Here is a 14398-nt window from a genome sequence, read left to right on the forward strand (position 1 = left end):
CATGCGCACGATCGATCTGCGGGGGCGCGAGCTCTCGCCCGCTGACATGCTCGCCGCCGTCCCGCGCGCGACCCAGGCTCGGGCCGAGGCACTCGACACCGCGGCGCGCCTCGTGGACGATGTGCGGGAACGCGGCGAGGACGCGCTGCGGGAGCAGGCGGAGCGCTTCGACCGCGTCGTCGGTCACGCGGTTCGTGTTCCGGAGGCCCACCTCGCGGAAGCCCTGTCGGATCTCACTCCCACGGTCCGCGCAGCGCTCGAGGAGGCCATCCGCCGTGTGCGTCTCGCCTCGGCCGCGCAGGTCCCCGCCCCGCAGGTGACGCGGATCGGCGAGGGAGCGACCATCACGCAGCGGTGGCAGCCGGTGTCTCGCGTCGGGGTCTACATCCCCGGGGGCAAGGCCGTCTACCCGTCCAGCGTGGTCATGAACGTCGTCCCCGCGCAGGTCGCCGGGGTGCAGCAGATCGCCCTCGCCTCGCCGCCGCAGGCGGATCAGGACGGCCGTGTCCACCCGACGATCCTCGCCGCGGCGGCGCTGCTCGGCGTCTCCGAGGTCTATGCGATGGGCGGGGCCGGAGCCATCGGAGCACTCGCCCATGGCGTCGCGAGCCTGGGACTCGATCCGGTCGACGTGGTATCCGGACCGGGCAATAACTACGTCGCGTCGGCGAAGCGTGCCGTGGCCGGGGTCGTCGGCACGGACTCCGAGGCCGGCGCGACCGAGATCCTCGTCGTCGCGGACGCCGCGTCCGACCCCCGTCTCATCGCCGCCGACCTCGTCAGCCAGGCCGAGCACGACGAGCAGGCCTCGGCCGTCCTCGTGACCGACGCGGTGGAGATCGCCGAGCAGGTCAGGGCCGAGGTCGAACGGCAGGCTGCGCGCACCCGGCACAGCGAGCGCGTCGCGGCGGCGTTGTCCGGGCCGCAGTCGGCGATCGTGCTCGTGGACGACAGGGCGGCGGCGATCGCGTTCAGCAATGCCTACGCCCCGGAGCACCTGGAACTGCACCTCGCCGACGCGGAGGAGGCGGCCACCGTCTTCACGAGCGCGGGTGCCGTGTTCGTCGGCGATCAGACGCCGGTCAGTCTCGGCGACTACATGGCTGGCAGCAACCACGTCCTGCCGACGGGCGGGCAGGCGCGCTACGCCCCGGGCCTCGGTGCGTACACGTTCCTCCGCCCGCAGCAGGTCGTGTCGTACGACCGCGACGCCCTCGCCGCCGTCCGGGACGGCGTCGTCGCGCTGGCCGACACCGAGGTGCTCCCCGCCCACGGCGAGGCGATCGAGGCCCGTTTCACCGCGTAGGATCTGTCAGATGCACTGCCCCTTCTGCCGTCACCCCGATTCCCGGGTCATCGACTCGCGCACCAGCGACGACGGGCTCTCCATCCGTCGTCGTCGCCAGTGTCCGGAATGCGGGGGACGTTTCTCGACGACGGAGACCGCGAGCCTGAACGTCATCAAGCGCTCGGGCGTCATGGAGCCGTTCAGCAGGGAGAAGGTCATCTCCGGAGTGCGGAAGGCCTGTCAGGGGCGTCCCGTGACCGAGGCAGACCTCGCGATCCTCGCGCAGCGCGTGGAGGAGGCGGTCCGGCAGACCGGTGTCTCCCAGCTCGACACGAACGAGATCGGCCTCGCGATCCTCGGACCGCTCCGGGAGCTCGACGAGGTCGCGTTCCTCCGCTTCGCGAGCGTCTATCAGGCGTTCGACTCGCTCGAGGACTTCGAGTCCGCCATCGGCGACCTCCGGGCCGACCACGCCAAGGCGGAGGCGGCGGACCGGTAATCTGGCAGGGATGTATCCGCTGCTCTTCCGCGCCGTCCTCTCGCGCTTCGATCCCGAGTTCGCCCACCACGCCGGTATGGCGGTGATTCGCGTGCTCGGTGTGCCGCCGTTCTCGTGGACCACGCGCGCGATGACCCGGCCCGACCCCTCCCTGCGGGTCGAGGCGCTGGGGCTGACGTTCCCTTCGCCGTTCGGCGTCGCGGCCGGGTTCGACAAGAACGCCGTCGGCGTCCGTGGCCTGGCAGCGCTCGGCTTCGGGCACGTCGAGGTCGGAACGGTCACGGCCGTCCCGCAGGAGGGCAATCCGAAGCCCCGGCTGTTCCGACTGGTCGAGGACCGCGCGGTCATCAACCGCATGGGCTTCAACAACCGTGGTGCGGATGCCGCAGCCCGTCGTCTCGCACGGCTTCGTCGTGGCGCGCCCGACACGGTGATCGGCGTCAACATCGGCAAGAGCCGTGTGGTGGACGTCGAGGACGCCGTGGCGGACTATGTCGCGTCGGCCACCCGACTGGCCCCGCTCGCCGACTACCTCGCCGTCAACGTCTCGTCGCCGAACACCCCTGGACTTCGCGGTCTGCAGGCCGTCGAGACGCTGGCGCCGTTGCTGCGGGCCGTCCGCGAGGCAGCCGGGGCGACCCCGCTGCTCGTGAAGATCGCCCCCGATCTGCCGGATGACGAGATCGCCGCGATCGCGCGCCTCGCCGTCGAGGAGGGGCTCGCGGGCATCATCGCCCACAACACGACGATCAGCCGCGACGGGCTCCGCACCGATGCGGCCGCTGTCGAGGCGGCCGGCGCGGGCGGTCTCTCCGGTGCGCCGCTCAAGAAGCGGTCGCTCGAGGTCCTCCGGGTCGTCCGCGCCGCGGTCCCCGAGGACTTCTGCGTGATCGCGGTGGGCGGTGTCGAGACGGCCGCGGATGTGCAGGAGCGTCTGGATGCCGGGGCCACCCTGGTCCAGGGCTACACGGCGTTCCTCTACCGCGGACCGTTCTGGGGCCGCGAGATCAACCGGGGACTGGTCAGTCCGGGTACTGCCCGCGCTTGACCTGCGGCTTCGGCAGGCGCATGAAGCGCATCTGCAGGGCGCGCATACCCGCGTACCAGCCGAGGCCCTTCTCGACGCGGTCCTTGCCGAACTTCGCGGCCGCCTTGCGCTTGACCCGCATGCCGAGCAGGATCATGCCGCCGATCGCGATGACGAGGTACGCCATCATGAACAGGTACGCGTAGAACGAGATCATCATGTTCGTCGGCAGCAACGAGGCCAGGATGACGAGCACCATGACCCCCATGACGAACTCGGCGGGGTGCCAGCCGGCGTCCACGTAGTCGCGCACCCACCGACGCTGCGGGCCCTTGTCGCGCGCGGGGAGGTACTTCTCCTCGCCTGCGGCCATGCCCGCCTGCGCCTTCGCGCGGCGCTCGTTGAGCTCGGCGCGGGCCGCGGCCTTGGCCTCCTTGGTGTTCGCCACGAGGGGGCGGCGACGGGCGGCCTCCTGCTCGGCGCGGGTCGGCGTCGCGCGTCCCTTGCCGACGGCAGGCGTCTGGGGGGCGTCGTCGTTCGTCGAAGGGGAGGCGGGGGTAGTGGCCACGAGGTTCCTCGGTTCGCTGGGGTGGGTCGCCTTAAGATTACTCGCATGACCTCACCTGCTCTTCCCAGCGAGTCCGACGCCGCCGTCCTCGAAGCCGTCGCCACCGGTATCCCCTCCGCGCTGTCGGACCTCGGGAACCTCGTGCGCATCCCCGGCATGGCCTGGCCTGCCTTCGATCAGACGCAGCTGGAGCGCAGCGCCGACGCCGTCGCCACCCTCGCGCGTGGCACCGGCGTCTTCGACGAGGTGACCGTGCTCCGCGCCGACATCCCCGGCACCGACGAGCAGGGTCAGCCCGCGGTGCTCGCGACGCGCGCGGCACGGAACGGCAAGCCGACGATCCTCCTCTACGCCCACCACGACGTGCAGCCTCCGGGGGACGACGCCCTGTGGGAGACGCCGCCGTTCGAGCCCACCGTGCGGGACGGCCGCCTGTACGGCCGCGGCGCCGCAGACGACAAGGCGGGGATCATGGCGCACATCGGGGCGATCCGCGCGGTCGCGGAGGTGCTCGGCGACGACCTCGACCTCGGCATCGCGATGTTCGTCGAGGGGGAGGAGGAGTACGGTTCGCGGTCCTTCGCCCAGTTCCTCTCCGACAACAAGGACGCCCTCCGCGCCGATTCGATCGTGGTCGCGGACTCCGGCAACTGGGATTCCGTCACGCCCGGCCTGACCGTCTCGCTCCGTGGCAACGCGCGCTTCACCATGAAGGTGCGCACGCTCGACCACGCCTCGCACTCCGGGATGTTCGGCGGAGCGGTGCCCGACGCCATGATGGCGACCGTGCGGCTCCTCGCCACGCTGTGGGACGAGGACGGCTCCGTCGCCGTCGAGGGGATGACGGCACGGGACGCCGAGACCCCCGAGTACACCGAGGAGACGCTGCGCGACGAGGCCGGGCTCCTGCCGGGGACCACGCCCATCGGTGACGGCACGATCCTCAGCCGCATCTGGAACAAGCCCTCCGTCACGGTCATCGGCATCGATGCGACGAGCGTCGCCGCGGCCTCGAACACGCTGCTCCCGGAGGTGACCGTGGTCATCAGCGCGCGAGTGGCCCCCGGCCAGTCCGGCCAGGACGCGTACGAGGCTCTCGAGCGTCACCTCCGCGCACACGCGCCCTTCGGTGCCGAGCTGACCTTCTCCGACGTGGACCTCGGTAACCCCTTCCTCGTGGACACGAGCGGCTGGGCCGTCGCGCTCACCAGGGATGCCATGCGGGACGGGTACGGGGTGCCTCCGGTGGATCTCGGTGTGGGCGGGTCGATCCCGTTCATCGCGGATCTCGTGCGGGAGTTCCCCGAGGCGCAGATCCTCGTCACCGGCGTGGAGGATCCGCACTCCCGCGCGCACAGCCCCAACGAGTCGCTGCATCTGAACACCTTCCGGCACGCCGTGGCGACCGAGGCGCTGCTGCTCGCCCGTATGAACGCGCGTGAGATCTGAGCCTTCCGTCCCCACCGACGGTAGAATCGTCGAAGAGCCCGTACCCGGCCCGTCATGAGGAGCGACATGAGCGACACCATCCTGTCCGCAGAGACCACCAGCGCACACGGCGTCAAGCTGACGGACGCCGCCGCCACGAAGGTGAAGAACCTCCTGGAGCAGGAGGGCCGCGACGACCTGCGTCTGCGCGTCGCCGTGCAGCCCGGCGGCTGCTCGGGCCTGATCTACCAGCTCTACTTCGACGAGCGATTCCTCGAGGGTGACGAGACGGTCGACTTCGACGGCGTCGAGGTCATCGTCGACAACATGAGCGTTCCCTACCTCGACGGCGCCTCGATCGACTTCAAGGACACCATCTCGGAGCAGGGCTTCACGATCGACAATCCGAACGCGGCGGGCAGCTGCGCCTGCGGCGACAGCTTCCACTGACACGTTCTTCCCGCGAACGGCCGTCGTCACCTCGCGTGACGGCGGCCGTTCCGCTTCTCAACCTGCATGGTTGGCATGAATCAGGTGTGAGGTTGCTCTAGACTTGAACATGCCTTGTCCGCGATCTGAAAGGTGCATCGTGCCCTCGAAACGCCGCCTTCGTTGGGCCGCACTCCCTGTGGGAGTTGTGGCAGCTGTGGCTCTGGCGGGATGTACTCCCACCGAGCTGAACGGCTTTCTTCCGGGCTTCGTGGACGGTGGTCCGGCAGCAACCAACCAGACGGAGCGCGTGTCGTCCCTCTGGGTGAACTCCTGGATCGTTCTCCTCGCGGTCGGCGTCGTCACCTGGAGCCTCATGGCCTGGGCTGCGATCGCGTACCGCCGGCGCAAGGGCCAGACCGGCCTCCCGGTGCAGATGCGATACAACATGCCGATCGAGATCTTCTACACGATCGTGCCGCTCATCCTCGTGCTCGGCATGTTCTTCTTCACGGCTCGCGATCAGACCGAGATCGAGACGAAGTGGGATGACCCCGACGTCGAGATCACCGCGATCGCCAAGCAGTGGGCGTGGGACTTCCAGTACAACGGTGAGACCGACGAGGACACCGTCTGGACGATGGGCATCCAGGCCCAGCCGGACGCCGCAGGCAACATCGACCAGTCCGAGCTGCCGACGCTGGTGCTCCCCGTCGACCAGAAGGTCACGATCAACCTCCAGTCGCGCGATGTCATCCACTCCTTCTGGATCATCGACTTCCTCTACAAGAAGGACATGTTCATCGGGAAGGACAACTCCTGGTCCTTCATCCCCACCCGCGAGGGCGAGTACGCCGGCAAGTGCGCCGAGCTCTGCGGCGAGTACCACTCGATGATGCTCTTCAACGTCAAGGTCGTCTCGCAGGACGAGTACGACGCCTACCTCGAGTCCCTCGAGGAAGAGGGCAACACCGGGGACATCACCGACGCGTACGACCGTCTCTCGAACCTCCCCGGCACCTCCGGGAAGACCGAAACCGAGGAAGGAGAGGAGTAAACCATGTCGACCACTGAAGCTCCTCGCACCGACGAGGCACCCCGCTCCCGTCCCACCACCCTGCCCGCGCGTCAGGCCGCTCTGATGAGCTCCTCGCGTGTGGAGCAGAAGGGCAACATCGTCGTCAAGTGGATCACCTCCACTGACCACAAGACGATCGGGTACATGTACCTCATCGCCTCGGTGATGTTCTTCCTCCTCGGTGGCGTGATGGCGCTTGTCATCCGTGCCGAGCTCTTCGCGCCGGGGATGCAGATCGTCCCGACGAAGGAGCAGTACAACCAGCTGTTCACGATGCACGGCACGATCATGCTGCTGATGTTCGCGACGCCGCTGTTCGCCGGCTTCGCCAACGCCATCCTGCCGCTGCAGATCGGTGCTCCGGACGTCGCCTTCCCGCGTCTGAATGCCTTCGCGTTCTGGCTGTTCCTGTTCGGCTCGACCATCGCGGTCGCCGGCTTCCTCACCCCGCAGGGTGCGGCCTCGTTCGGCTGGTTCGCCTATCAGCCGTTGGCCAACGCGTCGTTCTCGCCAGGAGCGGGCGGAAACCTGTGGATGCTCGGTCTCGGCATCTCGGGCTTCGGCACGATCCTCGGTGCGGTGAACTTCATCACGACGATCATCACGATGCGCGCGCCCGGCATGACGATGTGGCGCATGCCGATCTTCAGCTGGAACACGCTGATCACCAGCCTGCTGATCCTGATGGCCTTCCCGGTCCTAGCCGCGGCGATCTTCGCCGCCGCCGCCGACCGTGTGCTCGGCGCCCACATCTACGATCCGCAGAACGGCGGTGTCCTGCTCTGGCAGCACCTGTTCTGGTTCTTCGGCCACCCCGAGGTCTACATCATCGCGCTGCCGTTCTTCGGCATCGTGTCGGAGATCTTCCCGGTGTTCAGCCGCAAGCCGATCTTCGGATACAAGACCCTCGTCTACGCGACGATCGCCATCGCCGCGCTGTCCGTGGCCGTGTGGGCGCACCACATGTACGTCACCGGCTCGGTGCTCCTGCCGTTCTTCGCCCTGATGACGATGCTCATCGCGGTGCCGACGGGTGTGAAGATCTTCAACTGGATCGGCACGCTCTGGCGAGGCTCTGTGACTTTCGAGACGCCGATGGTGTTCGCACTGGGCTTCCTCGTCTCGTTCGTCTTCGGTGGTCTCACCGGTGTGATCCTCGCGGCCCCGCCGCTGGACTTCCACCTCAGCGACTCGTACTTCGTCGTGGCGCACTTCCACTACGTGGTGTTCGGCACAGTGGTGTTCGCCATGTTCGCCGGCTTCTACTTCTGGTGGCCGAAGTGGACGGGCCGCATGCTCAACGAGCGCCTCGGCTACGTGCACTTCTGGATGCTGTTCGTGGGCTTCCACATGACCTTCCTCATCCAGCACTGGCTCGGTGTCGACGGCATGGTCCGGCGTTACGCGGATTACTCCGCGGCGGACGGCTGGACCTGGCAGAACCAGGTCTCCACGATCGGCGCGATCATCCTCGGTGCCTCGATGCTGCCGTTCTTCCTGAACGTCTGGATCACGGCACGCAAGGCGCCCAAGGTCACGGTGAACGACCCGTGGGGTTACGGCGCCTCGCTCGAGTGGGCCACCTCGTGCCCGCCGCCGCGGCACAACTTCACGTCGATCCCGCGCATCCGCAGCGAGCGTCCGGCCTTCGACCTGAACCACCCGGAGGCCGCGGAGTTCGCGACCACCGCGCCCGGCGAGCGAGAGGGCCACTGAGTCATGCGCGACAACGTCATCATCTGGTGGGTCCTGACCGCGTTCTTCGCCCTCGTCGGCGTCGTCTACACCGGCTGGAACATCCTGGCTCACCCGGGGCTTCCGCTCGTGAACCAGATCGAGTGGGTCGGCACGGTCGCCCTGTTCTTCTCGGCCTTCATGGGCGCCATGGTCGCGTTCTACCTGGACCGGACGCACAAGGCGCAGAACGGCGAGCTGCCTGAGGACATCCTCACGTCGGACATCGACGACGGCGACCCCGAGCTCGGCGAGTTCAGCCCGTGGTCCTGGTGGCCGCTGGTCCTCGCGGCATCGGCTGGCGTGTTCGTCGTCGGTCTGGCGGTCGGGCACTTCCTCCTCCCGATCGGGCTGGCCATCTTCGTGGTCGCCATCGTCGGCTGGGTCTACGAGTACTACCGCGGCAACTTCGCCCGCTGAGTCCCCGCACACGAAGGAAGGCCCCCGGATCACTCCGGGGGCCTTCGTCGTTCCGACGCCGTGGTCAAGCCCGGGTGCGGATACGGGGGATTCCGGTGAGCGGGTCGATCGGCCGATGGTGCACGCCCTCGGCGTCTTCGACGGGGTACCCCTCGCGGACCCAGTACTCGAAGCCGCCGATCATCTCACGCACGCGATAGCCGAGGCGCGCGAACTCGAGCGCACCGCGCACACCACCGTTGCACCCCGGGCTCCAGCAGTACACGACCACGTCGGCGTCGCGGGGGATCTCTCGCGGCGCCCTGTCCGCGATCTCGCTGTGGTGCATGTGGACGGCTTCGGCGACGCGCCCTTGAGCCCATGCTTCGGTCGAGCGCACGTCGACCACGACGAGGGGGCGGCCAGCGGCGCGATCAGCATGGACGTCGCTCGGGTCGGTCTCATAGGCGAGGCGGGCAGCGAAGTAGTCGGTACGGTCGATCATGAGTTCAGATTACGGAACGTGGGCGCCGCACGGAGGAGTGTTCCCGTCGCGCATCGCACGAATCCTGCCGATCCTCCTCAGAGCGGTGCGGTCATCTGGATCCGTCGGCCGTGGACGGAGAGGTTCAGCCGTTCTTCGACGCCGACGAGCGCGCGCAGGAAGTCGGTGTCCGGCGCGGACTCCTCGAAGCCGCACCGGGCGTAGAAGGGGGCGTTCCACGGCACGTCCGCGTAGGTGCGCAAGGTGAGGCGCCGATGGCCTCGACGTCGCGCCTCCTCCTGCACGGCCACCACCAGCGCGCGTCCGACGCCGCGGCGGGCGTGCTCCGGGCGCACGGAGAGCTGCTCCAGGTGTGCCTCCCCGTCCACCTCGAGGACGTGCGCGAAGCCGACGGGCGTCGAGGGATCGTCGACATGCTCGTCGGCGGGGGAGGGGAGAGCCGCCACCAGGACGAACCCCGGGGCATCCTGGCGTTCCTCGTTCGAGGTGGGGGGTGGCCACGACCGCGCCCCGAAACGCTCGATCAGGATGAGGTCGGCGGCGCGCTCGAGCTCTTCGAGAACGACGTGGTCGGCGGCGGTCGCGAACCGGATGAGTGGCCTCATCGGGCGGTGACGAGCTCGCGCTGCGCGGAAGAGGCCACCAGGACCCGCGTGCTGATGACATCCATCAGGGTGGCGCCGGCGGCCTGGAGAGCCTGCTCCACGGTCTCCACGCACCGCGCGGCCCGCGCTGCGTCGTCGCCCGGAGCCGTGGCCGTGCCGTCGTCCTCGAGGGGGCAGGCTCCGGCGAGGAAGACGAGACGGGCGTCCGCGGGTGCGGTCGCTGCATAGGCGTAGGGGGCATCGGCGAACTGAGGTGCGCGGAGCAGACGGACGACGGATGACATGGTTCGATCCTCTCATCGGGGGAGAACGACGAAGGCCCCGTCCGAGCGGACGGGGCCTTCGCGAGGGGGGTGACGATTACTCGTCGTCCTCCGACTTCTTCTTCCGAGGCTTCTTGACCGGCTCGGTGGAGATCACCGTGCTGGGCGTGTTCGGAGTCTCGTCGACGTGCGTCTCGTCGACAGTGAGCGGGGCGTCGGGGAAGCCGGCACGCTCATGAGCGCCCTGGATCTCTGCGACCTCCGCCGCCTCGTTGCCCTCGGTGACGTGGTGCTGGTGAGCGTCCGCGGCATCGATCTCGGCCTGCGTGAGCGGGGCAAGGCGATCCTCGAAGAACCAACGCGACATCGCCGAGCGGAGGTTCTCCGTCCACGGGATACGGCCCTTCGCGTTCGGACGGACGACGAGCGGCTCGTAACCGTCGATGTCGATGAGCTTCCAGCGGTCGTACTTGTCGACCGGCTGGTGCACCTCGATGAACTCGCCGCCGGGGAGACGCACGATGCGGCCCGACTCGAAGCCGTGCAGGACGATCTCGCGGTCCTTCTTCTGGAGCGCGATGCAGATGCGCTTCGTGACGAAGTAGCCGATGATCGGGCCGAGGAACAGCAGCGCCTGCAGCGTGTGGATCACGCCCTCCATGGTGAGCATGAAGTGCGTCGCGATGAGGTCGGACGAGGCCGCCGCCCACAGGACCGCGTAGAAGATGACGCCGGCGACGCCGATCGCGGTGCGGGTGGCCGCGTTGCGCGGGCGCTGGGCGATGTGGTGCTCACGCTTGTCACCGGTGACCCACGCCTCGATGAAGGGGTAGATCGCGACGATGACGATGAACAGGCCGAGCACGGCGACCGGGGCCAGGATGCCGAACGACCAGGTGTGGTCGAGGAACACGATGTCCCAGTTCGACGGCGCCAGACGGAGCGCGCCGTCCGCGAAGCCGATGTACCAGTCGGGCTGCGTACCCGCCGAGACGGGGGAGGGGTCGTACGGTCCGTAGTTCCAGATCGGGTTGATCTGGAAGAACGTCGCGATCAGCACGATGGTGCCGAAGACGATGAACAGGTAGCCGCCCATCTTGGACATGTAGACCGGCATCATCGGGTAGCCCACGACGTTGTCGTTCGTCCGGCCGGGGCCGGCGAACTGCGTGTGCTTGTTGATGATCATGAGCATCAGGTGCACGGCGATGAAGGCGATGACCAGCATCGGCAGCAGCAGGATGTGCAGCGTGTACAGGCGTCCGACGATGTCGGTACCGGGGAACTCGCCGCCGAAGAGGAGGAACGAGGTCCAGGTGCCGATCAGCGGGAGACCCTTGATCATGCCGTCGATGATCCGGAGGCCGTTACCCGAGAGCAGGTCGTCGGGGAGCGAGTAGCCGGTGAAGCCCTCCGCCATCGCGAGGATGAACAGCACGAAGCCGATCACCCAGTTGAGCTCGCGCGGCTTGCGGAACGCACCCGTGAAGAACACGCGGAGCATGTGCACACCGATGCCGGCGATGAACACCAGCGCGGCCCAGTGGTGGATCTGGCGGACCAGCAGACCGCCGCGGAGGTCGAACGAGATGTGCAGCGTCGACTCGAGGGCCGACGACATCGCGATGCCGCGCATGGGGGCGTATGCGCCGGTGTAGTGGGTCTCCACCATGGAGGCCTGGAAGAAGAACGTCAGGAAGGTTCCGGAGAGGAACACGACGACGAAGCTCCAGAGCGCGATCTCACCGAGCATGAACGACCAGTGGTCGGGGAAGATCTTGCGACCGAGCTCCTTGACGAAGCCCGAGAGGCTGGTGCGCTCATCGATGTAGTTCGACGCGGCGCCGACGAAACGGCCGCCGAGAGGCGCCTTGGTGTCCTTCTCGTCCTTGGACAGCGTTGCGGTGCTCAATGGCGCTCCCAGAAGCTCGGGCCGACGGGTTCGGTGAAGTCGCTGCGTGCGATGAGGTAGCCCTCGTCGTCCACGGTGATGGGCAGCTGGGGCAGCGGCCGGGCGGCCGGGCCGAAGATGACCTTCGCGTGGTCCGTGACGTCGAACTGCGACTGGTGGCACGGGCACAGCAGGTGGTGGGTCTGCTGCTCGTACAGCGCGACGGGGCAGCCGACGTGCGTGCAGACCTTGGAGTAGGCGACGATGCCGTCGTAGGACCAGTCCTTGCGGTCCTCGGCCTCGATGAGCTGCTCGGGGCGGAGGCGCATCATCAGCACGATGGCCTTGGCCTTCTCCTCGAGGTAGCCCTCGTCGTGCCCGAGCTCCGCGAGGTCCTCGGGGATGACGTGGAAGGCGGAGCCGAGCGTCACGTCCGCTGCGCGGATGGGGGTGCCATCCGGGTCGCGCACCAGGCGCATGCCCTCGTCCCACATCGTGTGCTTCAGCAGCGCGACCGGGTCGCCCGCGGTGGGGTCGTCCGGTGTCGAGTGCGGAGCGAGGCCGCGGAACAGCGTCACGCCGGGGATGATCGACGCCACGATCGCGGCGAACAGCGAGTTGCGGATCATCGTGCGGCGTCCGAACCCGGACTCCTCGTTCGCGTCGGAGAACGCCCTGATGGCGGCCTCACGCGTGGAGTCCTTGCCCCGGGTGGGGTGGCGGTGCTCGATGAACTCCTTGTCGGACATCAGCGCCTTGGACCAGTGGATGGCACCGATTCCGAGGGCCAGCAGCGCGAGCGCGATGCCGAGACCGATGAAGAGGTTGTTCTGACGGATGTCGATGAGCGCGCCGCTCTCGATCGGGAACAGCATGTAGGCGGCGACCGCCCAGATGCTCCCGGCGAGGGACAGGTAGAACAGCGTGTAGACGGTGCGGACCGCGGTCTTCTCGGCGCGCGGGTCCTTGTCGGTCATCCGCTCACGGTGCGGCGGAAGACCCGGGTTCTGCACGGGATCGCTGACTGCGACACCCAGCCCCGGAGAGGGCTGGTAGGCCCTGTCAAGAGCCTGCGAGTCGTCGTCGTGTGCCATGGTGCTCCTCGTACGTTCCTCTTCGATGAATAAGCGTCAGTTGGACTTCGCCGTGATCCACACGGTGATGGCGACCAGAGCGCCGATACCGAAGATCCACACGAACAGGCCCTCGGAGACCGGTCCGAGCGAGCCGAGGGAGAAGCCGCCGATCTGGACGGACTGCTGCTGGAAGAGCAGAGCCGAGATGATGTCGCGCTTGTCCTCGTCGGACAGGTTCATGTCGCCGAAGACCGGCATGTTCTGCGGGCCGGTGACCATGGCGGCGTAGATGTGCAGCGCGCTGGTCTCGGTGATCGCCGGAGCGTACTTGCCCTCGGTCAGTGCGCCACCGGCGGCGGCCACGTTGTGGCACATCGCGCAGTTGACGCGGAAGAGCTCGGCGCCGTGCGCCACGTCGCCCTCGCCGTCGAGGATCTTCTCGGAGGGGAACTCCGGTCCGGGGGCCTCGGACTGCACGTAGGCCGCCATCGCGAGGATCTGCTCCTCGGTGAACTGCGGCTCCTTCTGGGGGGCCTGCGGTCCCTGCATCTGCAGCGGCATGCGGCCGGTCGACACCTGGAACTCGACCGCGAGCTCGCCGACGCCGTAGAGGCTCGGGCCGTTGGGGGTGCCCTCCAGGTCGAGGCCGTGGCAGGTGGCGCAGTTGGCCGTGAACAGCTTCTCGCCGTCCTCGACCGTCAGCTGCGTCGATGCCGTGGGCGCGTCGTTGGCGGCGAATGCCGCGGTCGCACCCGCGTACACAGCGCCGGTGATCATGAGGCCTGCTCCGATGAGCGCGGCCGCCGCCAGTGGGCTGCGACGACCGCTCGAACGGCGCTTCTTCTCTCGTGCCATCTCGGGGATCAGCTCCGCTCTTATTTCAGGAAGTAGATAACGAAGAACAGCACGATCCAGACGACGTCGACGAAGTGCCAGTAGTAGGACACCACGATCGAGGAGGTCGCCTCCTTGTGCCGGAAGTTCTTGACGGCGTACGCGCGGCCGATCACCAGGAGGAACGCGACGAGTCCGCCGGTGACGTGGAGGGCGTGGAAGCCGGTGGTCAGGTAGAAGGCCGAGGCGTAGGCGTCAGCCTGGATGGGCATGCCCTCCGCGACCAGCTGTGCGTACTCCCAGACCTGGCCGGAGACGAAGATCGCGCCCAGGGCGAAGGTGAGGAAGAACCACTCGACCATGCCCCAGCCGAACAGGCGACGGCGGCCGGCGCCGTTCTTCTGTCCCTTGCCGATCTTGTACGGCTGCAGGTCCTCCGCCGCGAACACACCCATCTGGCAGGTGAACGAGGAGAGCACGAGGATCGCCGTGTTCACTGCCGCGAAGGGGACGTTCAGGAGCTCGGTACGGTCGGCCCACAGCTCGGGTGAGGTGCTGCGGAGGGTGAAGTAGATCGCGAAGAGTCCCGCGAAGAACATCACCTCGCTGCCGAGCCACACAATGGTGCCGACAGCTACCGGGTTGGGCCGCTTGATGGTTCTCGCCGCCGGGGCATACGTCGCTGAGGTCGTCACCCCTCCATTATGGCCGATCCGCGAGCGTGATTCTTGCACCCCCGGCCCTCGATTCGCCCGTCGGTGACTTAGGGGACCC

Annotated in this window: 16 protein-coding genes; 8 read left to right on the forward strand and 8 right to left on the reverse strand. The window is 67.9% G+C overall.

The annotated features are described in order from the left end of the window. The first annotated feature begins 1 nt into the window (after position 1). The 3 genes from hisD to AB0P08_RS05745 are packed head-to-tail and all read left to right on the forward strand — an operon-like array spanning position 2 to position 2835. The gene (gene hisD, locus AB0P08_RS05735) at positions 2-1306 is read left to right on the forward strand and encodes a histidinol dehydrogenase (RefSeq protein WP_363588723.1); all 1305 of its coding nucleotides are present in this window, start codon (positions 2-4) and stop codon (positions 1304-1306) included. A gap of 10 nt (positions 1307-1316) precedes the next feature. Next, on the forward strand, positions 1317-1787 hold the full coding sequence (gene nrdR / locus AB0P08_RS05740; protein WP_187661782.1) for a transcriptional regulator NrdR: 471 nt from the start codon (positions 1317-1319) through the stop codon (positions 1785-1787). 10 nt (positions 1788-1797) lie between these two features. Then, a complete protein-coding gene (locus AB0P08_RS05745) occupies positions 1798-2835 on the forward strand; it encodes a quinone-dependent dihydroorotate dehydrogenase (RefSeq protein WP_363588725.1) in 1038 nt (345 codons plus the stop codon). On the opposite strand, the gene AB0P08_RS05750 is transcribed toward AB0P08_RS05745, so the two are convergent. Continuing rightward, positions 2810-3382 (reverse strand): DUF3043 domain-containing protein, encoded by a 573-nt coding sequence (locus AB0P08_RS05750; protein ID WP_060921218.1) that lies wholly within the window; start codon positions 3380-3382, stop codon positions 2810-2812. The genes AB0P08_RS05745 and AB0P08_RS05750 overlap by 26 nt on opposite strands. 45 nt (positions 3383-3427) lie before the next feature. Between AB0P08_RS05750 and AB0P08_RS05755 the strand changes: the two genes are divergently transcribed. From AB0P08_RS05755 to AB0P08_RS05775, 5 genes are all read left to right on the forward strand, one after another. Next, positions 3428-4831, forward strand: a complete 1404-nt coding sequence (locus AB0P08_RS05755) for a dipeptidase (protein WP_363588727.1) — start codon at positions 3428-3430, stop codon at positions 4829-4831. Between the two features lie 66 nt (positions 4832-4897). Then, positions 4898-5260 (forward strand): iron-sulfur cluster insertion protein ErpA, encoded by a 363-nt coding sequence (gene erpA, locus AB0P08_RS05760; RefSeq protein ID WP_187661779.1) that lies wholly within the window; start codon positions 4898-4900, stop codon positions 5258-5260. 139 nt (positions 5261-5399) lie between these two features. Next, positions 5400-6296: an aa3-type cytochrome oxidase subunit II gene (gene ctaC, locus AB0P08_RS05765; RefSeq protein WP_363588729.1), complete on the forward strand. Its 897-nt coding sequence runs from the start codon at positions 5400-5402 to the stop codon at positions 6294-6296. Positions 6297-6299: 3 nt separating this feature from the next. Next, a complete protein-coding gene (gene ctaD / locus AB0P08_RS05770; protein ID WP_187661777.1) occupies positions 6300-8033 on the forward strand; it encodes an aa3-type cytochrome oxidase subunit I in 1734 nt (577 codons plus the stop codon). A 3-nt stretch (positions 8034-8036) separates the two neighbouring features. Further along, a complete protein-coding gene (locus AB0P08_RS05775; RefSeq protein WP_025105064.1) occupies positions 8037-8471 on the forward strand; it encodes a cytochrome c oxidase subunit 4 in 435 nt (144 codons plus the stop codon). 64 nt (positions 8472-8535) lie between these two features. On the opposite strand, the gene AB0P08_RS05780 is transcribed toward AB0P08_RS05775, so the two are convergent. The 7 genes from AB0P08_RS05780 to ctaE form a co-directional block, all read right to left on the reverse strand. Further along, on the reverse strand, positions 8536-8955 hold the full coding sequence (locus tag AB0P08_RS05780) for a rhodanese-like domain-containing protein (RefSeq protein ID WP_363588731.1): 420 nt from the start codon (positions 8953-8955) through the stop codon (positions 8536-8538). Positions 8956-9032: 77 nt separating this feature from the next. Beyond that, positions 9033-9560 (reverse strand): GNAT family N-acetyltransferase, encoded by a 528-nt coding sequence (locus AB0P08_RS05785; RefSeq protein WP_363588733.1) that lies wholly within the window; start codon positions 9558-9560, stop codon positions 9033-9035. Beyond that, positions 9557-9844 carry a Rid family hydrolase gene (locus AB0P08_RS05790; RefSeq protein WP_363588735.1) on the reverse strand — a complete coding sequence of 96 codons (288 nt, stop codon included), beginning with the start codon at positions 9842-9844 and terminating at the stop codon, positions 9557-9559. Before AB0P08_RS05790 ends, AB0P08_RS05785 begins: the two co-directional genes overlap by 4 nt. A 76-nt stretch (positions 9845-9920) precedes the next feature. Then, positions 9921-11735 carry a cytochrome bc1 complex cytochrome b subunit gene (gene qcrB, locus AB0P08_RS05795; RefSeq protein ID WP_187661773.1) on the reverse strand — a complete coding sequence of 605 codons (1815 nt, stop codon included), beginning with the start codon at positions 11733-11735 and terminating at the stop codon, positions 9921-9923. Further along, complete coding sequence (qcrA, locus tag AB0P08_RS05800) at positions 11732-12808, reverse strand: cytochrome bc1 complex Rieske iron-sulfur subunit (RefSeq protein ID WP_363588737.1); 1077 nt, start codon at positions 12806-12808, stop codon at positions 11732-11734. The genes qcrB and qcrA overlap by 4 nt, the downstream gene beginning before the upstream one ends. Positions 12809-12844: 36 nt before the next feature. After that, positions 12845-13645: a cytochrome bc1 complex diheme cytochrome c subunit gene (gene qcrC / locus AB0P08_RS05805; protein WP_187661771.1), complete on the reverse strand. Its 801-nt coding sequence runs from the start codon at positions 13643-13645 to the stop codon at positions 12845-12847. 20 nt (positions 13646-13665) lie between these two features. Beyond that, complete coding sequence (gene ctaE, locus AB0P08_RS05810; RefSeq protein WP_101845082.1) at positions 13666-14319, reverse strand: aa3-type cytochrome oxidase subunit III; 654 nt, start codon at positions 14317-14319, stop codon at positions 13666-13668. Positions 14320-14398 lie beyond the last annotated feature (79 nt).

This window comes from Microbacterium meiriae (genome assembly GCF_040686935.1).
In the GTDB taxonomy this organism is placed as follows: Bacteria; Actinomycetota; Actinomycetes; order Actinomycetales; family Microbacteriaceae; genus Microbacterium; species Microbacterium meiriae.

Excerpts from the sequence above, each read along its gene's own strand:
- hisD (WP_363588723.1), top strand. The coding sequence starts at position 2 with ATGCGCACGATCGATCTGCGGGGGCGCGAGCTCTCGCCCGCTGACATG.
- nrdR (WP_187661782.1), top strand. The coding sequence starts at position 1,317 with ATGCACTGCCCCTTCTGCCGTCACCCCGATTCCCGGGTCATCGACTCG.
- AB0P08_RS05745 (WP_363588725.1), top strand. The coding sequence starts at position 1,798 with ATGTATCCGCTGCTCTTCCGCGCCGTCCTCTCGCGCTTCGATCCCGAG.
- AB0P08_RS05755 (WP_363588727.1), top strand. The coding sequence starts at position 3,428 with ATGACCTCACCTGCTCTTCCCAGCGAGTCCGACGCCGCCGTCCTCGAA.
- erpA (WP_187661779.1), top strand. The coding sequence starts at position 4,898 with ATGAGCGACACCATCCTGTCCGCAGAGACCACCAGCGCACACGGCGTC.
- ctaD (WP_187661777.1), top strand. The coding sequence starts at position 6,300 with ATGTCGACCACTGAAGCTCCTCGCACCGACGAGGCACCCCGCTCCCGT.
- AB0P08_RS05775 (WP_025105064.1), top strand. The coding sequence starts at position 8,037 with ATGCGCGACAACGTCATCATCTGGTGGGTCCTGACCGCGTTCTTCGCC.
- AB0P08_RS05780 (WP_363588731.1), bottom strand. The coding sequence starts at position 8,955 with ATGATCGACCGTACCGACTACTTCGCTGCCCGCCTCGCCTATGAGACC.
- AB0P08_RS05785 (WP_363588733.1), bottom strand. The coding sequence starts at position 9,560 with ATGAGGCCACTCATCCGGTTCGCGACCGCCGCCGACCACGTCGTTCTC.
- AB0P08_RS05790 (WP_363588735.1), bottom strand. The coding sequence starts at position 9,844 with ATGTCATCCGTCGTCCGTCTGCTCCGCGCACCTCAGTTCGCCGATGCC.
- qcrA (WP_363588737.1), bottom strand. The coding sequence starts at position 12,808 with ATGGCACACGACGACGACTCGCAGGCTCTTGACAGGGCCTACCAGCCC.
- qcrC (WP_187661771.1), bottom strand. The coding sequence starts at position 13,645 with ATGGCACGAGAGAAGAAGCGCCGTTCGAGCGGTCGTCGCAGCCCACTG.